The 19,260-nt window shown below is 73.6% G+C and carries 17 protein-coding genes; 8 read left to right on the forward strand and 9 right to left on the reverse strand.

Features of this window, described 5'->3' with window-relative positions; genetic code table 11:
- The first annotated feature begins 37 nt into the window (after positions 1-37).
- The 3 genes from E6U81_RS08585 (at position 38) to argF (ending at position 2,911) form a co-directional block, all read left to right on the forward strand.
- Entirely contained in the window at positions 38-505 is a 468-nt protein-coding gene (locus tag E6U81_RS08585) for a hypothetical protein (RefSeq protein WP_240803726.1), read from the forward strand.
- A 46-nt stretch (positions 506-551) separates the two neighbouring features.
- On the forward strand, positions 552-1,778 hold the full coding sequence (locus E6U81_RS08590) for an arginine deiminase (protein WP_136229487.1): 1,227 nt from the start codon (positions 552-554) through the stop codon (positions 1,776-1,778).
- A 113-nt stretch (positions 1,779-1,891) separates the two neighbouring features.
- Entirely contained in the window at positions 1,892-2,911 is a 1,020-nt protein-coding gene (gene argF / locus E6U81_RS08595) for an ornithine carbamoyltransferase (protein ID WP_136229488.1), read from the forward strand.
- A gap of 19 nt (positions 2,912-2,930) precedes the next feature.
- Here the strand turns inward: argF and E6U81_RS08600 are convergent, their stop codons facing one another.
- Complete coding sequence (locus tag E6U81_RS08600) at positions 2,931-3,359, reverse strand: ATP-binding protein (RefSeq protein ID WP_136229489.1); 429 nt, start codon at positions 3,357-3,359, stop codon at positions 2,931-2,933.
- 264 nt (positions 3,360-3,623) lie between these two features.
- Between E6U81_RS08600 and E6U81_RS08605 the strand changes: the two genes are divergently transcribed.
- Both E6U81_RS08605 and E6U81_RS08610 read left to right on the forward strand, forming a co-directional pair.
- The gene (locus E6U81_RS08605; protein WP_136229490.1) at positions 3,624-4,451 is read left to right on the forward strand and encodes an enoyl-CoA hydratase family protein; all 828 of its coding nucleotides are present in this window, start codon (positions 3,624-3,626) and stop codon (positions 4,449-4,451) included.
- Between the two features lie 4 nt (positions 4,452-4,455).
- Positions 4,456-6,711, forward strand: a complete 2,256-nt coding sequence (locus tag E6U81_RS08610; protein ID WP_136229491.1) for a bifunctional salicylyl-CoA 5-hydroxylase/oxidoreductase — start codon at positions 4,456-4,458, stop codon at positions 6,709-6,711.
- A 19-nt stretch (positions 6,712-6,730) separates the two neighbouring features.
- Here the strand turns inward: E6U81_RS08610 and E6U81_RS08615 are convergent, their stop codons facing one another.
- The 3 genes from E6U81_RS08615 to E6U81_RS08625 all read right to left on the reverse strand — a co-directional run bounded on the left by E6U81_RS08615 (position 6,731) and on the right by E6U81_RS08625 (position 10,394).
- Positions 6,731-7,570 (reverse strand): GNAT family N-acetyltransferase, encoded by an 840-nt coding sequence (locus E6U81_RS08615; RefSeq protein ID WP_136229492.1) that lies wholly within the window; start codon positions 7,568-7,570, stop codon positions 6,731-6,733.
- A gap of 358 nt (positions 7,571-7,928) precedes the next feature.
- Positions 7,929-8,729, reverse strand: a complete 801-nt coding sequence (locus tag E6U81_RS08620) for a PaaX family transcriptional regulator C-terminal domain-containing protein (protein WP_136229493.1) — start codon at positions 8,727-8,729, stop codon at positions 7,929-7,931.
- Between the two features lie 9 nt (positions 8,730-8,738).
- Complete coding sequence (locus tag E6U81_RS08625; RefSeq protein WP_136229494.1) at positions 8,739-10,394, reverse strand: AMP-binding protein; 1,656 nt, start codon at positions 10,392-10,394, stop codon at positions 8,739-8,741.
- 148 nt (positions 10,395-10,542) lie between these two features.
- Here E6U81_RS08625 and E6U81_RS08630 point away from each other — a divergent pair, with 148 nt between their 5' ends.
- The gene (locus E6U81_RS08630; protein ID WP_136229495.1) at positions 10,543-11,673 is read left to right on the forward strand and encodes an acyl-CoA dehydrogenase family protein; all 1,131 of its coding nucleotides are present in this window, start codon (positions 10,543-10,545) and stop codon (positions 11,671-11,673) included.
- Positions 11,670-12,068, forward strand: a complete 399-nt coding sequence (locus tag E6U81_RS08635; protein ID WP_136229496.1) for a RidA family protein — start codon at positions 11,670-11,672, stop codon at positions 12,066-12,068. The genes E6U81_RS08630 and E6U81_RS08635 overlap by 4 nt, the downstream gene beginning before the upstream one ends.
- A gap of 803 nt (positions 12,069-12,871) precedes the next feature.
- On the opposite strand, the gene E6U81_RS08640 is transcribed toward E6U81_RS08635, so the two are convergent.
- The 5 genes from E6U81_RS08640 to E6U81_RS08660 form a co-directional block, all read right to left on the reverse strand.
- Positions 12,872-13,309 carry a hypothetical protein gene (locus tag E6U81_RS08640; RefSeq protein ID WP_136229497.1) on the reverse strand — a complete coding sequence of 146 codons (438 nt, stop codon included), beginning with the start codon at positions 13,307-13,309 and terminating at the stop codon, positions 12,872-12,874.
- A gap of 104 nt (positions 13,310-13,413) precedes the next feature.
- Positions 13,414-14,007 (reverse strand): GNAT family N-acetyltransferase, encoded by a 594-nt coding sequence (locus tag E6U81_RS41670; RefSeq protein WP_136229498.1) that lies wholly within the window; start codon positions 14,005-14,007, stop codon positions 13,414-13,416.
- Positions 14,000-14,617 (reverse strand): hypothetical protein, encoded by a 618-nt coding sequence (locus E6U81_RS08650; protein ID WP_136229499.1) that lies wholly within the window; start codon positions 14,615-14,617, stop codon positions 14,000-14,002. The genes E6U81_RS41670 and E6U81_RS08650 overlap by 8 nt, the downstream gene beginning before the upstream one ends.
- Positions 14,607-15,218, reverse strand: coding sequence for a TetR/AcrR family transcriptional regulator (locus E6U81_RS08655; RefSeq protein ID WP_136229500.1), 612 nt, complete (start codon positions 15,216-15,218; stop codon positions 14,607-14,609). Before E6U81_RS08655 ends, E6U81_RS08650 begins: the two co-directional genes overlap by 11 nt.
- Positions 15,219-15,283: 65 nt before the next feature.
- A complete protein-coding gene (locus E6U81_RS08660) occupies positions 15,284-16,663 on the reverse strand; it encodes an aminopeptidase P family protein (RefSeq protein WP_240803716.1) in 1,380 nt (459 codons plus the stop codon).
- A gap of 174 nt (positions 16,664-16,837) precedes the next feature.
- On the opposite strand from E6U81_RS08660, the gene E6U81_RS08665 reads away from it, so the two are divergent.
- Complete coding sequence (locus E6U81_RS08665; protein ID WP_136229616.1) at positions 16,838-19,222, forward strand: collagenase; 2,385 nt, start codon at positions 16,838-16,840, stop codon at positions 19,220-19,222.
- Positions 19,223-19,260 lie beyond the last annotated feature (38 nt).

Below are 19,260 nucleotides of genomic sequence, written 5' to 3' on the forward strand. Positions count from 1 at the left end.
GACCGCGCGCGGAAGCATTGCGGCGCTCTTGACCTGTATGGCCGCGGCCGGCGTGGCCACCCCGGCCGTGGCAGACGGGGTGCCGGTGGGTGTGCCGCTCGAAGGTGTGGAGACCACGACGGGCCTGGACGTCCCGCGGATCGCCACCGCGGTGCCGCTGCCGGTCGTCGGAGCGCCCGAGGCTCCCCGCATGCACAAGGGGGACATGCTGCCCACGCCGCTGCTCCCGGCGGTCCCGATCGCCGCCGAGCTCGGCGAGACCCTGGTCACCTCCCCCCTGCCGAACCTGGCGGGCAAGCCGGAGACGGACGGCCAGGGATCCCTGGAGTCGCCGTCCACCACTGTGCGCACCCGTACCCCGGGCGCGGTCCTCGGCTCCCCGCTCACGATGCCGGACGCGTCCAACTCCGGGCTGCCGAACCTGACCACGCCCAAGCTGGGCCTGCTCACGCCGGAGATCACGGGAGCGCCGGAAGCACTTCTCGGTGTGGCCCTGCCCCGCTGAGCCGACGCCACCTCAAAAGGCCGCCCGGTCTGCGAACGTGTACGGCATGGGATTCCATGTCGACTCCGAGACCGGGCGGCTTCGCCGCGTCATCCTCCACCGGCCCGACCTGGAGCTGAAGCGGCTCACACCCGGCAACAAGGACGCGCTCCTCTTCGACGACGTGCTGTGGGTGCGCAGGGCCCGTCAGGAGCACGACGGCTTCGCGGACGTGCTGCGGGACCGGGGCGTGGAGGTCCACCTCTTCGGGGACCTGCTGTGCGAGGTCCTGGGGATCCCGGAGGCCAGGCGCCTCGTACTGGACCGGGTGTTCGACGAGAAGGAATACGGCCCGCTCGCCACCGACCACCTGCGGTCGGCCTTCGACGGCCTGGCCTCGGCGGAGCTGGCCGAGGCGCTGGTCGGCGGGATGACCAAGCGGGAGTTCCTGGAGCGGCACACCGAGCCGGTGTCCGTGCGCTTCCACGCCCTGGACCTGGACGACTTCCTGCTGGGGCCGCTGCCCAACCACCTCTTCACCCGCGACACCTCCGCCTGGATCTACGACGGGGTGTCGATCAACGCGATGCGCTGGCCCGCCCGGCAGCGCGAGACCGTCCACTTCGAGGCGATCTACCGACACCACCCGCTCTTCACCACGTCCGGCGCCTTCCACTACTGGTCGCAGGGGCAGGCGGACTACCCCTCGACGATCGAGGGAGGGGACGTCCTGGTCATCGGCAACGGCGCGGTGCTGATCGGGATGAGCGAGCGGACCACGCCGCAGGCGGTGGAGATGCTGGCGCGGGGCCTGTTCGCCGCCGGGTCGGCGACGTCCATCGTGGCCCTCGACATGCCGAAGCACCGGGCCTTCATGCACCTGGACACGGTGATGACGATGGTCGACGGAGATACGTTCACTCAGTACGCGGGGCTCGGCATGCTCCCCTCCTACACGATCGAGCCGGGTGACGGGGGCAACGAGCTGAAGGTGACCGACCATCCCGCCGAGCACATGCACCGGGCCATCGCCGCGGCACTCTCGCTCGACTCGATCCGGGTGCTGACCGCCACCCAGGACGTGCACTCGGCGCAGCGCGAGCAGTGGGACGACGGGTGCAACGTGCTCGCCGTCGAGCCGGGGGTGGTCGTCGCCTACGAGCGGAACGTGACCACCAATACGCACCTGCGCAAGCAGGGCCTCGAGGTGATCGAGATCCCGGGCAGCGAGCTGGGGCGGGGCCGGGGCGGCCCGCGCTGTATGAGCTGCCCGGTGGAGCGGGACGCCGTCTGAGCAGGCAGGCCCGCGGCCGGACCGGGAGACGTCACACCGCCACTCTGTATATCAATGCAGAGTGTCGTATAGACTTCCAGCATCCCCTGTCACCGTGACGCTGGAGCGACCCCATGGCCCCCGACCTCAAAGGCCGCAGTTTTCTCAAGGAGCTGGACTTCACGGCCGCCGAGTTCCGCGGCCTGGTCGAGCTCGCCGCCGACCTGAAGGCGGCCAAGAAGGCCGGGGTCGAGCAGCGTCTGCTCCGGGGCAGGAACATCGCGCTGATCTTCGAGAAGACCTCGACGCGCACCCGCTGCGCCTTCGAGGTCGCCGCAGCGGACCAGGGTGCCCACACCGTCTATCTCGACCCGGCCGGCTCCCAGATGGGCCACAAGGAGTCGGTCCGGGACACCGCCCGCGTGCTGGGCCGGATGTTCGACGGGATCGAGTACCGGGGTGACAGCCAGGAGGCCGTCGAGGAGCTCGCCGCGCACTCCGGCGTGCCGGTCTTCAACGGCCTGACCGACGACTGGCACCCCACCCAGATGCTGGCCGACGTCCTCACGATGACCGAGCACAGCGCCGAGCCGCTGCACCGGATCGCCTTCGCGTACCTCGGTGACGCCCGCTTCAACATGGGCAACTCCTACCTCGTGACCGGCGCCCTGCTGGGCATGGACGTACGGATCGTCGCGCCCAGGAGCTACTGGCCCGCCGAGCACGTGGTGGCCGAGGCGCGCAGGCTCGCGGCGGACAGCGGCGCGCGCATCACCCTGACCGAGGAGGTCGCCGAGGGGGTCGCCCAGGCCGACTTCGTGGTCACCGACGTATGGGTGTCCATGGGGGAGCCCAAGGAGATCTGGGACGAGCGGATCGCGGCGCTGTCGCCGTACGCCGTCACCATGGACGTGCTGCGGGCCACCGGGAACCCGGACGTGAAGTTCATGCACTGCCTGCCGGCCTTCCACGACCTGGGCACCAAGGTGGCCCGGGAGATCCACGACCGGCACGGCCTCGACTCGCTGGAGGTGACGGACGAGGTGTTCGAGTCGGAGCACTCCGTCGTCTTCGACGAGGCCGAGAACCGGCTGCACACCATCAAGGCCGTGCTCGTCGCCACGCTCGGCCGTCCCGGCCCCGCCGACGCGTAGCCGTACGAGGGGCCGGGCTTCAGGCGTCGGCCGGCAGGAGCCGCCGCGAGGGCAGGGTGAACCAGACCGCCTTGCCGTGCGGCGTGCGGCGGTGGCCGCAGGTGGAGCTCAGCGTCCGGATGAGCAGCAGGCCGCGTCCGTGCTCCTGCCAGGGGTCGGGGTGGGCGTCGTCCGGGCCGGCCGCCAGCTCGCCGAGCGGCTGCGGGTCGCCGTCGTGGACCTCGACCTGGCAGCCGTTCGCCAGGAGCTCCACGACGAGCTCGATGGGGTCGCAGGCGGGGGTGTGCTCGACGGCGTTGGCGACCAGTTCCGCGGTCAGCAGCTCCGCCGTGTCGCTGTCGGCGGGCGCGTCGGCATCGGCCAGCGCCGTGCGGACGAGGGCGCGGGCGAGGGGTACTGCGGCCGCCGAGTGGGGCAGGGTGATCCGCCAGGCGGGGTTTTCGGGCACTGCGGGATCTTCCTCTCCGTGATGGGCCGCATCGCGTCGGGGGGCCGGGCCGGGGACTCGCGCGCGGGGTCCGTGCCGGCCGGCTCGCGCCGGGGGTGCGTGAGGGGCATGGGATGTCCGGGCATGGGGGGGAACTGCCTCTTTCAACGATACGGAGTCGAAATTCGATCCCGTAGGGCACCCCGCAGTCGGTACGGGGGGACCGAGGTCCCGTCTCTCGCGTTTCTCTGACGGTAGTCACGATCTGGTGATAACGTCGGTCCTGTGAGCCCCTTCACCGGTTCCACACCAGCGACCGAACGGTGGCACCATCTCCGGGTCACCCGGCAGGACGGCGTCGCCACCGTCACCTTCGACCGCCCCGAGAAGATCAACGCGCTCACCTTCGGCGCCTACGCCGACCTGCGCGATCTCCTCGCCGAACTGTCCCGCGAGCGTTCCGTGCGCGCCCTCGTCCTGGGCGGCGAGGGCCGCGGCTTCTGCTCCGGCGGAGACGTCGACGAGATCATCGGCGCCACCCTCGCCATGGACACCGCCCAGCTCCTGGACTTCAACCGGATGACCGGGCAGGTCGTCCGCGCGATCCGCGAATGCCCCTTCCCGGTGATCGCCGCCGTGCACGGGGTGGCCGCCGGAGCCGGCGCCGTCCTCGCGCTCGCCGCCGACTTCCGGATCGCCGACCCCACCGCACGCTTCGCCTTCCTCTTCACCCGCGTCGGCCTCTCCGGCGGCGACATGGGCGCCGCCTACCTGCTGCCCCGCGTCGTCGGCCTCGGCCACGCCACCCGCCTGCTGATGCTCGGCGAGCCCGTCCAGGCACCCGAGGCCGAGCGGATCGGGCTGCTCAGCGAGCTCACCGAGGAGGGCAAGGCCCATGTACGGGCCGGCGAACTCGCCGCCCGCCTGGCCGCGGGCCCCTCCCTCGCCCACGCGCAGACCAAGGCGCTGCTCACCGCCGAACTCGACATGCCGCTCGCGGCGTCCGTCGAGCTGGACGCGGCCACCCAGGCCCTGCTCATGAACGGCCAGGACTACGCGGAGTTCCACGCGGCCTTCACCGGGAAGCGGCCGCCGGAGTGGAAGGGCAGGTAGCGCCATGCCCCTCGGCAGCGCATTGCGGGTCGCCGTCGTCGGAGGCGGACCGGGAGGGCTGTACGCCGCCGCACTGCTGGCCCGCCGGGGCCACGCCGTGGAGGTGTGGGAACGCAACGCCCCCAACGACACCTTCGGCTTCGGCGTCGTGCTCTCCGACGAGACCCTCGGCGGCATCGAACGCGCGGACACCGTCGTCCACGCCGCCCTGAGCGCGGAGTTCGTACGCTGGGACGACGTCGACGTCGTGCACCGGGGACGGCTGCTGACCTCCGGCGGCCACGGCTTCGCCGCCATCGGGCGACGCCGGCTGCTGGAGGTCCTGCACGAGCGCTGCGCCGGACTCGGCGTCCGGCTCCGCTTCCGCACCGAGGCCCCGGACGTCGCCGACCTGCGCGCCTCCCACGACCTGGTGGTCGCGGCGGACGGCGTGCACAGCGCGATCCGCGAGGCCGACGCCGAGCACTACCGGCCCACCCTCACCGCGGGCCGCTGCCGCTACATCTGGCTCGCCGCCGACTTCGCCTTCGAGGCCTTCCGCTTCGAGATCGCGGAGACCGAGCACGGCGTCATGCAACTGCACGCCTACCCCTACGCGGCCGACGCCTCCACCGTCATCGTGGAGATGCGCGAGGAGGTCTGGCGGGCTGCCGGTCTCGACCTCTGCGACGAGGACGAATCGGCGGCCCGCTGCGCCAAGATCTTCAGCGAGGCCCTGCGCGGCCGGCCGCTGCACGGCAACCGCTCCGCCTGGACGCAGTTCCGCACCGTCGTCAACGAGCACTGGTCCCACGGCAACGTGGCGCTCGTCGGCGACGCCGCGCACACCGCCCACTTCTCCATCGGCTCCGGCACCAAACTCGCGGTCGAGGACGCCCTCGCCCTCGCCGAAGCGGTGGACGGCGCCGAAGGGGACGTACCGGCCGCCCTCGCCGCGTACGAGGCGGCCCGCCGGCCCGCCGTCGCCAGCACCCAGCGGGCCGCGGCCGCCAGCAGCCGCTGGTTCGAGGAGCTCGCCGGATACGTCGACCAGCCCGCCCGCCAGTTCGCCTTCAACCTCCTCACCCGCAGCCGCCGCGTCACGCACGACAACCTGCGGCTGCGCGACGAGCGGTTCACCCGCGCCGTCGAACGGGACTTCGGCTGCCCGGACGAGGCCACCCCGCCCATGTTCACCCCGCTCACCCTGCGCGGCCTGACCCTGCGCAACCGGGTCGTCGTCTCGCCCATGGACATGTACTCGGCCGAAGAAGGCCTGCCCGGCGACTTCCACCTCGTCCACCTCGGCGCACGGGCCCTCGGCGGAGCCGGCCTGGTGATGACCGAAATGGTCTGCGTCAGCGCAGAGGGCCGCATCACCCCCGGCTGCGCGGGCCTCTACACCCAGGAGCAGGCCGACGCCTGGCGGCGCATCGCCGACTTCGTCCACACCTCGGCACCCGGCGCAGCCCTCGGGGTCCAGCTCGGCCACGCCGGCCGCAAGGGCTCGACCAAGGTCATGTGGGAGGGCATGGACGACCCCCTCCCGCACGGCAACTGGCCGCTGGTGGCCGCCTCGGCCCTGCCCTACCGGCCGGGCGTCTCCGCGTTCCCGCGTGCCCTGGAGCGTGCGGACCTGGCCGCACTGCGCTCCGACTTCGCAGCGGCCGCCGTACGCGCCGCCGACAGCGGCTTCGACCTGCTCGAACTGCACTGCGCCCACGGCTACCTGCTCTCCGGCTTCCTCTCGCCGCTGACCAACCACCGCGGCGACGCCTACGGAGGCTCCCTGGAGAACCGCCTGCGCTTCCCGCTGGAGGTCTTCGACGCCGTCCGCGCGGTCTGGCCCGAGGACCGGCCCATGACCGTGCGCCTGTCGGCCACCGACTGGGCACCGGGCGGCACCTCGCCCGAGGAGGCGGTGGAGATCGCCGCCGCGTTCGCCGCCCGCGGCGCCGACGCCATCGACGTCTCCACCGGCCAGGTCGTCGCGGACGAGGCCCCCGAGTACGGGCGCTCGTACCAGACCCCGTACGCGGACCGGATCCGCAACGCGCTCGGCGTCCCCGTCATCGCCGTCGGTGCCATCTCCTCCTGGGACGACGTCAACTCCCTGCTGCTGGCCGGCCGGGCGGACCTGTGCGCCCTCGGCCGCCCCCACCTCTACGACCCCCACTGGACCCTGCACGCGGCCGCCGACCAGTCCTACGAGGGCCCGGCAGCCCCCTGGCCCACCCCCTACCGCGCCGGCAGCCGCAAACCCCCGACGGGCCGCGGCTGATACTCCCGCCACGGACCGTTCAGGCGGGGACGATCCGGGCCCGGTCCTCCACCGGCCGGTAGCCCAGCCGCAGGTAGACGCGGTTGCTCGTCGGGTTGGCCAGGTCGGTGAAGAGGACGACCTCCGCGGCGCCGGCCGCGTACGCCGCCTCGCTCGCCGCGTGCGTGACCGCGGCGGCGTACCCGCGGCCCCGGAACCCGGGCGGAGTGTAGACGGGCCCGATGCGGGAGGCGGACCCGATCGGACGGGAGAAGGCGGCCAGTGAGACGGGGACGCCGCCGTCCTCCCACACCAGGAAACCCCCGTACGAGAGCCGGTCGCGCACCTGGGCCTCCGAGGGGCCGGCCGGGATCTCCACCTCCGTGTGGAACGCCTCCAGCCAGCCGACCAGCAGCGGCAGGTCGGCCTCGGTGGCGGCCCGCGCCCGGCCGGCGGGGGCGGGCTGCGGGGCGACCAGTGCGGCCAGCCGGTACAGCCGGTGCTCCTCGGCGACGACCGTGGGCCGACCCCAGGCCAGGGCCAGCGCCTCCGCGTCCGGGCGGCGGGCGTTGATCCCCCCGAGCCCGGCCAGCAGCGGCTCGGTGGTGAGCGCGCGGGCCAGCGCGCCGACCGCTTCCCCGGGCAGTGCGCCGAGCTGCAGCGGGTGCGGCGGGGTGCACACCAGTGCGCCGGCGACGGCGCCGTCGGGCCCGGTCCACCAGCCGAAGACGGGGGCCGCGGGCCCGAAGGCGTGCAGCCCGCGCCGCTCCAGTGCGTCGGCGACGCTCAGCAGCAGGGTGTTGGGAACGGGCCGCGCGGCCACGGCCGGGCCCGCCGCGGCCCGGTAGGCGGCCAGGTCGGAAGTGAAGGTCCAGGTCATGGCTCATCCTGCCGCGGCGGAGCCACCACCCGCACCGTCATTTCGGGCCGCCCCCTTCCCGTCGGCAAGGCTGCAGCCACCGGGACCGAGCACCGGCCGACGGCCGAGCCCGACGGGCCGGTCCACCCGACCGGGGGCCGCAGCGACGGGTACACCGTGGGGTCCCTCCGGGAGGTCTCCTCGGCTCGCGCCGTACGGCCGCGGTCCAGCAGTACGGCCACGGTTGCGCGCTCGTCCTGCGGGGACCTCCCTGCACGCCCCCACTCCCCACGAGGCACGGCCGGGCACAACACCCCCGCCCAGGCGGGCAGGCCGAAAGGCACAGCCACCGGGCAACCCCGCAGGGGCCGGGGTACCGCTACAGTTCCACGAACTCCGCCCCGATGTCCCGCAGCCGGGCGTGGAGTTCGGCGAAGACGGCCGCGGACCGGTCGCCCGGCCAGCCCGCCGGGAGCAGCTCGCGCGGCAGGCCCGGATCGGCGTAGGGCAGGCGGCGCCAGCTGTCCAGCGCGAGAAGGTAGCCGCGGTAGGCCTCCTCCGGCGTCGGCATGGGGCCCGACTGGAGGGCGCGCAGGGCCGGCTCGTGCAGATCGAGGAACTCCTCGTGCTGCTTGGCCAGCGCGGCCAAGTCCCACCAGCGGGCCACCGCCTCGGCGCCCGGCGCGAAGCCGAGATGGCTGCCGCGGAACAGCTCCACGTACGGCGTCAGGTGCAGCCGCTCCAGCGTGTGCGCGGTCTCCTCCGCGAGGCGGGCCGGGGCGATCCACACCCCCGGCGCCACCGCGCCGAAGCCGAGGCCGGCCAGCCGGGAGCGCAGCAGGTGCCGCTTGGCCCGCTCCTGCTCGGGCACGGAGAACACCGCCACCAGCCACTCGTCCGACGACTGCGGGCCGCCGTAGATGCGGCGGTCGCCGTCGTCCAGGAGCCGGCGCGCCTCGCCGGAGAGCTCGTACGCCGCCGCGCCGTCCGCGGCGCGTGCGGGCAGCAGGAAGCCGCGCCGCTTCAGCCGGGACACCGACGAGCGGACCGACGGGGCGTCGACCCCGGCCGCGCCCAGCAGGCGCACCAGCGCGGACACCGGGACCGGGCCCTCGAAGGCCCGCCCGTAGGCTCCGTAGAACGTGACGATCAGGGATCGCGGAGTGTGCTGCTCGACCACGGCTTCACTCTAGGCGCTCGGACCGGCCGGCCCCGCTCCTTGATCGCGCAGTCGGAAGCGCTGGAGCTTGCCCGTGGCGGTCCGCGGGAGCGCCGGCAGGAAGACGAAGGAGCGCGGGCACTTGTGCGGGGCCAGTTCCGCCCGCATGAAGGTGCGCAGCGCCTCCTCCGTCAGGACCGCTCCCTCGCGGGGGACGGTGTACGCCACGACGACCTGCCCGCGTCGCTCGTCCGGGCGGCCCACCACCGCCGCCTCCACCACGTCCGGGTGGCGCAGCAGGGCCTCCTCCACCTCCGGGCCCGCGATGTTGTAGCCGGCGGAGACGATCATGTCGTCGGCCCGGGCGACGTAGCGGAAGTAGCCGTCCGGATCGCGCACGTAGGTGTCGCCGGTCAGGTTCCAGCCGTCCCGTACGTACTCCGCCTGCCGGGCATCGGCCAGGTAGCGGCAGCCCACCGGCCCGCGCACGGCCAACAGCCCCGGCTCGCCGTCCGCGACCGGCCGACCGGCCCGGTCCACGACGCGGGCCTCCCAGCCCGGCACCACCCGGCCGGTCGTGCCGGGGCGGATGTCCTCGTCGGCGGCGGAGATGAAGATGTGCAGCAGCTCGGTCGCCCCGATGCCGTTGATGATGCGCAGGCCGGTGCGCTCGTACCAGGCCTGCCAGGTGGCGGCGGGCAGGTTCTCCCCGGCCGAGACGCAGCGCCGCAGTGCGGACAGGTCGTACATGCCCACGTCGTACGGGCCGAGGGCGTCCAGCATCGTCCGGTAGGCGGTGGGCGCGGTGAACAGCACCGTCACCCGGTGCTGCGCGAGCGCGGGCAGCAGCCGGCGGGGCACCGCGTCCTCCAGCAGCAGCGCGGACGCGCCGGCGCGCAGCGGGAAGACGACGAGGCCGCCCAGGCCGAAGGTGAAGCCGAGCGGCGGGCTGCCCGCGAACACGTCGTCCGGGCGGGGCCGCAGCACGTGGCGGGAGAAGGTGTCGGCGACGGCCAGCAGGTCGCGGTGGAAGTGCATGCAGCCCTTGGGCCGCCCGGTGGTGCCGGAGGTGAAGGCGATCAGGGCGACGTCGTCGGCGGAGGTCGCGGCGGCGGGGAAGGGCTTCCCCTCGTGCGCTTCCGTCAGCCGGAGCAGGTCGTCCGGGCCGGCGCCGCCGTAGGCGGTGATCCGCAGTCCCGGCACCTCGGCCTTCACGAGGTCGTCCAGCACGTCCGCGTGGCACACGGCGTGCCGCACCTCGGCCATCTCGCACACCGTCGCCAGCTCCTGCGCGCGCTGCTGGGGCAGCACGGTGACGGCCACCGCGCCCGCCTTCATGACCGCCAGCCAGCAGGCGGCGAGCCAGGGGCCGGTGGGGCCGCGCAGGAGCACCCGGTTGCCGGGGACGACGCCGAGGTCGGCGGTGAGCACGTGGGCGAGGCGGTCCACGCGGTCGCGCAGCCCGCCGTACGTCCACACCTCGCCGGAGCCGTCGCGGAAGGCCGGGCGGTCGGCGCCCTCGGGGCCGAACCGGGCGATGGTGGCGTCGAGCAGCTCGGCGCCGCAGTTCAGCCGGTCCGGATAGGCCAGTTCGGGCAGATCGAAGAGGAGCTCCGGCCAGGCTTCCGCAGGTGGCAGACGGTCGCGGGCGAAGGTGTCGATGTGAGCGGAAGGCCTGAGTTCCAAGGCGGGTTCGCCCCCCTTGCAGCGGTCCGGAGTGGGGTGGGGCCGGCCGTGCGGTCGTTTCTCCCGGCGGCCGCCGGGAGGTACTCCTTGGAGCGTATCGTGATGGTGACGGCAGTCAACAGGACGCGATAGATGCGGGGACATTCGGATGACCGGATTCGCGCTCGGGATGGACCAGGAGGAGTGGTGCGGGCGGTTGCGCGCACTGTCGGCCGAACGGCTGAGGCCGCTGGCGGAGAAGGGGGAACCGGGCCGGGTCAACCGGCCGCTGCTGCTGGCCCTGGGTGAGCTGGGGCTGCTGGAGAGGGTGTTCGCCTCGGGCGCGCTGGAACTGTGCCTGCTGCGGGAGTCCCTGGCCTACGGGTGCACGGAGGCCGAGACCGCGCTGGCCCTCCAGGGGCTGGGGGCCTATCCGGTGCTGCGGGCGGGCAGCGAGGCGCAGAAGGAGCGGTGGCTGCCGCAGGTGCGGGCGGGGCGGGCCGTGGCCGCCTTCGCGCTGAGCGAGCCGGGGGCGGGCTCGGACGCGGCGGCGCTGGCGCTGGCCGCGGTCCCCGATCCGGCGGGCGGATGGCGGCTCAGCGGCGAGAAGTGCTGGATCTCCAACGCCCCCGAGGCGGATTTCTACACCGTGTTCGCCCGGACGGGTGAAGGGCCGGGAGCGAAGGGGGTGTCGGCCTTCCTGGTCCCGGCGGACCGCGAGGGCCTCACCGGCGAACCGCTGGACATGCTCTCCCCGCACCCCATCGGGTCCCTCCGCTTCGACGGGGTCCCGGTCGGACCGCGCGACCTGCTCGGCGAGCCGGGGCGGGGCTTCCGCGTCGCGATGGACACCCTGAACCTCTTCCGGCCCAGCGTCGGGGCGTTCGCGGTGGGCATGGCCCGGGCCGCGCTGGACGCGACGCTCGACCACACGGCGGGCCGTACGGCGTTCGGCGGAACGCTGAGCGACCTCCAGGCGGTGGCGCACCGGGTGGCCGAGATGGCCACCCGCACCGAGGCGGCCCGGCTGCTCGTGTACGCGGCGGCCGGGGCCTACGACCGGGGCGCGGCGGACGTGCCGCGGCGCGCGGCGATGGCGAAGCTGCTGGCCACGGAGACGGCCCAGTACGTGGTGGACCACGCGGTCCAACTGCACGGAGCGGTCGCCCTCCGGCGGGGCCACCTGCTGGAGCACCTCTACCGGGAGGTGCGGGCGCCGCGGATCTACGAGGGGGCGAGCGAGGTGCAGCGCACGATCATCGCGAAGGAGCTGTACGGGGCGTTGGAGGCCGGGCGATGAGCCTCCGGCGGGTCAACCCGGCGGAGTTGTCGCCCGCGACGGGCTTCTCGCACGCGGTGGTGGCCACGGGCTCGCGGCTGGTGTTCCTGGCGGGGCAGACGGCGCTCGACGGCGCGGGCAAGGTGGTGGGGGAGACCCTGCCGGAGCAGTTCGAGACGGCCCTGGCCAATCTGCTGTCGGCGCTGGCCGCGGCGGGCGGCGCGCCGGCGGACCTGGCCCGGGTGACGGTGTACGCGGTCGACGTGGCCGCGTACCGGATCCATGCGGCCGAACTGGGCCGCATCTGGCGGAGGCTGGCGGGCCGCGACTACCCGGCGATGGCCGTCATCGGCGCGGTCCGCCTCTGGGACGAGGCGGCGCTGGTCGAACTGGACGGAGTAGCGGTCCTCCCGTAACGGTCCCCCAGCGGCTCGGCTCCCGCCGGGGCGGCCGGTTGCCGCGGGCCGGTCCGGCCCTTCGGCTCCCGCCGGGGCGGGATGGCACGGTTGGGCTTCCGCCGGGGTGGCCGGGTTGCTCGGCGGGACGGTCCGGCCCTTCGGCTCCCGCCGGGGGCGACCGAGTACCGGCGGGGCGGGATGGCAGGGTTGGGCTTCCGCCGGGGTGGCCGGGATACAGGGGGCGGGATGGAACAGATGGGGTGGTGCCCCGCCGGAGTATCTCCTCGGCTCGGCGCGTCCTGGTGCGTCGCGGCCAGGCGGCTCGGGTCGCGCGCTCGTCCTGCGGGGACACTCCGCCGTGTCCCCACCCCACGCCGGTGCTTCGCCACCTCTGGGGACCTGCCCGTACTGCGGGCTCCGGGCCGGGTGCGGATGGCTCCCCGGAACCGGGCTCGTACTGCTGGAGTGGGGACGGGGAGGGGTGTCCCCGCAGGACGAGCGCGCAACCACCCCGCACAGAACGAACCCCTCGCACGCGCGAGCCGAGGAGATACCCCTCGGCGGCACCGCGACCCGCCCGCACCGAGCCCGGATCCCGCCCCGCCACACCGCGAGGGGATGTGGCACCGCGACCGAAAATCCCGGCCCGGCTCCCCGCGAGGGGTACGGCACCGCGCCCGCACCCCGACCCGCCGCCCCGCGAGGGAACCCGCACCGCGCCCGGATCCGGCCCGGCTCCCCGCGAGGGGTACGGCACCGCGCCCGGATCTGCCCAGCCCCCCCCCGCCAGGGGAACCGCTGCCCCCGCGGGAGCGGAGGGGTCAGCCGCGCGGGCCCAGACGCCCGCTTTCGCGGGCGGCCTGCTGCAGGTCGGTGGTGCAGCGCAGGGTCACCGTCACCTCGTGCGACGCGGTGGGGTCCCAGTTCGTGGCCGTGCCCGGGCGGGTGCCGGTGGCGTACGTGCCGGTGGGCAGTCTCTCCCAGACCGCCTCACCTATCGTGACGCCGACCCCGCCCGCCTCGCTCACCTGCACGCCCGGCGGGACGAGCCGCCCCGGTGCGTGGTGGGTGCTCTCCAGGTACGCCCCCGTCGGACAGGCCAGTGCGGGGATGGTGATGGAGTCCGAGGGTTTGACCACTTCGCTGAAGCTCGCCTGCTTCGCCGGCACGGCGGCAGCAGGGCCGGGGCCGGCCATCAGCGCCGCCGGAACGGCACAGATGACGGCGCACGCCAGGCGGGTCAGGCGCAGAGTGCCCATGGCGTTCTCCTCCTGTCGGAGTCTCGCGGGGCCCGGGCCGTCCTCCACCGGCCAGTATCCTCCGGGCCCTCCCGGCACGCATGCGGCGTGCCCGTGCCGCACGGTCAGCGGGGTCGTGCGCGCGTCATCGAGGTGATGGTCAGCGGGCCCAGCCGGGTTTCGCGCAGGGGGGTGTAGCCGAAGTGGCGGTACAGGGGGACGTTCGACGGGTCCGCCGTGGTCAGGTAGTGGCCGTGCGCGGTGGCGAGGACGTGGTCGAGGAGGGCGCGGCCGGCTCCGCGGCCGGTCAGGTCCGGGTGGACGCCGATGAACTCCAGCGTCCCGGCCCCCGGCGGCGCGCCGCCCTCGGTGGCGCGCAGGTACCGCAGCGTCCGGCCGAGCGCGCGGGGCCCGCAGAGCAGGGCCGTCCGGGCCGCCCACGCGGCCTGGCCCGCGGCCGACGGAGCCGCGCCCGGCGGGGTGAGGACGGCCACCGCCAGGAGGCGGCCGTCCGGATCCACGAGCGCGACCCGACCGGCACCGGCACCGGCGAGGCGGGCGTGGGTGCGCAGGGTGCTGCGGAACCAGCGGCTGCGCGCGGAGGCCGAGTCGCCGCAGATCCAGGAGACGGCGGGCTCCCGGGCGAACGCGGCGGCCAGCAGGTCGGCGCAGGCGACCGGATCGGGGTCGGTGACGATCCGCCAGGAGGCCTCAGGCATCGCGCCTCTCCTCCAGCGGAGCCTCCGGTACGAGGTGGCAGACGAGCAGCTTGAGGAAGAACAGCGGGGCGAACCAGGCGAGTGCGGTGGCCACCGGCAGCCAGAACAGGTTGACCAGGACGGCCGCCATCAGCACGGCCATCGCCACCGGCCGCCGCAGCCGGACCGGCGCGAACTCCACGGCCACAGCCCCGCCGAGGAGCAGCGCGGCGTTGCCCAGCGTCCAGTCGAGGTCGCCGTCCAGGACGAACAGCCCCATCGCGGCGAGGTGGACCAGGTGCGCGGAGACGAACAGCAGCCGCGCGCGCCGGGCCGCGGGGTCGGGCCGGTGGTACCAGCGCTTGGCGGCGTTGGTGGCGTTGGTCAGCACCCCGCCGATCAGGTCGAGTCCGGTCAGGGCCACCACGGCGAGTTGGGCGGTGGACCAGTCGCGCGCCGCCCCCGAGTTCCACACTCCGGCGGCCAGGAGCAGCGCGCAGCCGACGAGGCCGATGGCTTCCACCACGTTCTCGGAGCGGGACTTCCCCGGACCCATGAACCGTTCCAGGCGTCCGGCGAGGCCGGGCGGGGTGGCCGGTATCTCCCAGGAGATCCTCAGGTCAGAGCGCATGGTCGGGCTCCTGTCCGGTCGGCGCCGTGCCCCACAGGCCGCGCAGCAGGGTCCACAGCTGCCCCGACGGATCACCCGGGTCGGGGGCGGTCGCCATACGGGCCAGGGCCCAGGCGTCGGCCGCGCGGATGACCGCCGCGGTCACCGCGACCATCAGCGAGGGGTCCACGTCGGTACGGATCAGCCCGATCCGGCGGCCGTCGGCGACCAGGGCGCCGAACCAGTCGAGCCAGGGGCCGCCGGAGGTGCGGCCGATGGCTGCGTCGGCGAGGGCCAGGTCCTCGGGGTGGCCGCCCAGGTGGGTGGCGAGGGCGGTGGAGCCGGCGGCGAACCGGGCTTCGAAGTCGTCCTCGTCGCGGGCCGGTGTCCAGGGCCCGAGGGCGTTGAGCAGACGGTCCTGGACCCCGTCGAGGACGGCGTTGAGCAGGTCCTCCCGGCCGTCGAAGTAGTGGTAGACGGCGGTCTTGGAGACCCCGGCAGCCTCGATGATCTTGTTGTAGGAGGCGCCTTCGGCGCCGTGTTCGGCGAAGTGCCGCCGCGCGACTCCCAGGATGTGCTCCCGGCGCTCGGCGGGCAGGCGGTCGAAACGGGGAAGTGGCATGCGACCATGGTACGCACCAGTGGGGTGTACCACCAGTACACCCCACTGGTGCGCGCGCCACTGGTTCAGGCGTGACTGCCCTCCAGCAGGCGGGCCATCCAGTCCTCGATGCCTGCGACCGTGCGCGGCAGGGCGCCCGACATCAGGCGGGCGCCGTCCGCGGTGATCACCAGGTCGTCCTCGATGCGGACGCCGATGCCCCGCAGTTCGGCCGGAAGGGTCTCGTCGTCGGGCTGGAGGTACAGGCCGGGCTCCACCGTCAGGACCTGGCCCTCCTCCAGAACCCCGTCCAGGTAGGTCTCCGCCCGCGCCTTCGCGCAGTCGTGCACGTCGAGGCCGAGCATGTGCCCGCTGCTGCACAGCGTGTACCGCCGGTGCAGGTCGCCCTCCGCGTTCTTCAGGACGCCCCATTCCGCCAGGCCTTCGGCGATCACCCGCATCCCGGCCCGGTGGAAGTCCCCGAAGCTCGCTCCCGGGCGCAGTGCCGCGATGCCCGCCTCCTGGGCGGCCAGCACCAGTTCGTAGACCTGTCGCTGGACGGATGAGAAGCGGCCGGACAGCGGGAGGGTGCGGGTGATGTCCGCGGTGTAGAGGGTGTCCGTCTCCACGCCCGCGTCCAGGAGGAGCAGCTCGTTCCCGTTCAGTCGGCCGTCGTTGCGGATCCAGTGCAGGGTGCACGCGTGGGCGCCCGACGCGGCGATCGTCTCGTAGCCCGTGCCGTTGCCCTCGGCCCGGGCGCGCAGGCCGAAGACCCCCTCGATCCAGCGCTCCCCGCGCGGGTGTGCCAGCGCGCGCGGCAGGGCGCGTACGACGTCCTCGAAGCCCGCCGCCGTGTGGTCGACGGCCAGCTGGAGCTGCTCGACCTCCCAGGCGTCCTTGACGAGGCGCAACTCCGAGAGGGCTGCGGCGAGTTCCGCGTCGGTGGCCGCGTGCCGCCCCTCCGGCGCGCCGAGGGAGTCCAGGTGTGCGCAGCGGATGCCGGTGAGGCGTTCCGCCTCGGCCAGGTCCGGGCGGCGGCCCACCCAGAACTCCCCGTAGCGGCGGTCCCGGTAGAACTCCCCGTCCCCGTCCGCCCGCGGTGAGCGGGGGCGCAGGTACAGCACGGCCTCGTGGGCGTACGGGCCCGACGGCTCCAGGACCAGGACGTGGCCGGCCTGGTCCTCGCCGGTGAGGCCGGTCAGCCAGGCGTACGCGCTGTGCGGGCGGAACCGGTGGTCGCAGTCGTTGGAGCGGACCTTCAGCTCGCCGGCCGGGACGATCAGCCGCTCGCCCTGGAAGCGGGCCGAGAGCCGGGCCCGGCGGGCCGGGGTGACGCCGTGGGCCGCGACCCGTGCGGAGGCGGGCAGCGGGGAGGCGGCCCAGTCGCCCGCCATGAACCGGGACAACTCCGGTGACACCGGGCGGTCGTGGCTGCCCGTGTTGAGGCGGGCGGGGGAGTCGGTCACGGGGGCTCCTTCACGGAAGACGCGAACTGGTGGGCGCATAGGTCTTGTCAGTGCAATTTCACATTACTATGTTACAGCTCACACCGCGGCACGTTAATCCCCGTCAAACGCCGCGTGACGCAGGGCAGTTCACGCACCACCCCCCACCTCACCCTCTCCGAACAGGAGTTCTCGGTGCTCAAGCACAGAGCTGTGCGCTCTTCCCTCCTCGCCTCCGCCGTGGCGGTGACCCTCCTCGCCACCGCGGCGCAGGGCACCACGCAGGCCGCCGAGTCCGCGGCTCCCGCCGCGTTCACCGGCGCCCAGGCCGCCGCACCCGCCGCCGCGGCCCACGGCCCCACGGGGAACCCGTTCGACGAGGTCGACCGCTTCGCCGACGCGAAGGACAACGCCCCCGCCCCCGCCCCGGCCCCGGGCGGCCTGAACCTCTCCGGCCAGGTCCCCGGCGCGGCCCCCGCCAGCGCGCCCGCCCAGGAGCTGGAGAAGCGCGGCAGGGCGGCCACGTCGGCCCCGACCGCGAAGAGCGTCGCCGCGGGCGTACCCTGCACCCTCGACGGGATCGCGAACCTCACGCCCGAGCAGTTCGCCGACTTCCTCGCCGACCAGGCCGTCACGGCCGACGGCTGCCTGCGCGGCCTGATCTGGACCTGGGACGCCCGCCTGGCCCCGGTGATGTCGGACGCGCACGTGCAGGCCGTGTCCCGCCGGATATCCGCCCTGGCGGCGGCCCACGACGGCCGCAACTCCTCCCACCTGGAGGAGATGTTCACCTACCTGCACGCCGTCGCCTACCACGACTTCTCACGCGACGAGATCGACGTCACCGACGCCCCGACCACCGCCGCGATACGCAAGGCCATCGACGACTACGGCAACGCGGCCCGGAGCTTCGACGTCACCCCCACCAACGCCCGCACCCTGCGCGAGGCCCTCTACGCCGCCGGCCCCGGCCTGCGCCAGCACCAGCTCGGCCTGGTGAAGAAGGTCCTGGCCACGATGGACCCGGCCCACCCGGCCACCCACCTCGACCCCGCCTGGGCGGGCGCCGTGCTGGCCGCGCTCTCCACCAACTACCTCGGCGTCTACCCGGGCAACCAGGACACCGCCTTCCACGCCGCCGTGGCCGCCGACCCCGCCTACCGCGCCGCCTTCAAGGACTTCGCCACGTACACGCACCTCAAGGGCGCGGGCAACGCCTGGGTGGTGCGCGACGCGCTCAGCGAGTACGCCCGCTTCGGCCAGGTCCAGGGCCTGCGCGACCAGGTCGTCGCCGACCTCGGTGCGATGCTCGGGCCGCTGAAGGCCGGCTTCGGCGACGGCAGCGAGCCGTGGGCCAAGGTCGTCTCCTGGCTCAACTTCTACGAGGCGTGCAAGCCGTACGGGGTGTGCAAGGAGGACATCGAGAAGCAGCTCTTCCCCTACACCTACACCTACGACAACGGCGCCATCAAGGTCCGCACCGGCCTGGACCGGGCCACCGTCGACCAGCTCTACTATGCGAGCAAGCAGGTCAAGGCCCAGTACCACCGCGTCCTCGGCACCGACCAGCCGCTCGCGGGCGACCCCAACGCCACGCTGAACATCGTGCTCTACGGCTCCCGTGCCGACTACGTCAACTACCACCCGATCCTGACGGGCTACGACACCAACAACGGCGGCATCTACATCGAGAACGGCGCCACTTTCTACACCTACCAGCGCCGGGTCCCGCAGGACTCCTCCCTCACCCTCGAGGAGCTCTTCCGCCACGAGTACACGCACTACCTCAACGGCCGCTTCGCCGTCCCCGGCTTCTTCGGCCAGGGCCCCTGGTACGAGGGCGACCGCACCACCGCCATGGACGAGGGCACGGCCGAGTTCTTCGACGGCGCCACCCGCGACAACGGCATCGCCGTCCGCAAGTCCCTCGTGAAGTCCATCATCAGCGACACGGCCGGCGGCGGCCCGCGCATGACCGTCGAGCAGCTGCTGAACGCCACCTACGAAGGCGACGGCTTCCGCTTCTACAGCTACGCAGGCACCTTCTTCGAGTTCCTGTGGACCGAGAAGCCCTCGCTGCTGCGCGAGATGTACACCCACCTGCGCAACAACGACGTGGCGGCGTACGACGCCTGGCGCCACCGGCTGGGCGCGGACACCTACCTCCAGCGCGACTACGACCGCTTCCTGACCGCGCAGATCGCCAAGGTCGACCAGCTCTTCGTGCCGAACACCGCCTTCACCCCCAACGAGCAGCTGCGTGACGCGGCGCTCGCCCCGGTGAAGTCGGCCTTCGCCACGGCCACCTACAACACCCCGGACTGTGTGGAGAACGGCGACCCCGGCAAGCGCCGCTTCACCTGTACGGGCCGGATCACCGCGAACCTGAAGAACTGGCGCAGCGACGACCAGAACTTCAAGGACATGTCGGAGACGGTCGATTACTTCATCCTCGACCGGGCGGGCGCCGCCTCCAACAACCTCGCCGACATGAACTGCTCCTTCGGTCCGCCGGAGATCTGGAGCAACAAGGTCGCGGCGACATCGAGTTACAGCTGTGAAGGGCCGCTGCGCAGCTGACGGGCACCGGACCGGCCCTGCGCCTGAGGAGGGCGCAG

The organism is Streptomyces sp. A0592 (assembly GCF_004795115.1).
GTDB classification, from domain to species: domain Bacteria; phylum Actinomycetota; class Actinomycetes; order Streptomycetales; family Streptomycetaceae; genus Streptomyces; species Streptomyces erythrochromogenes.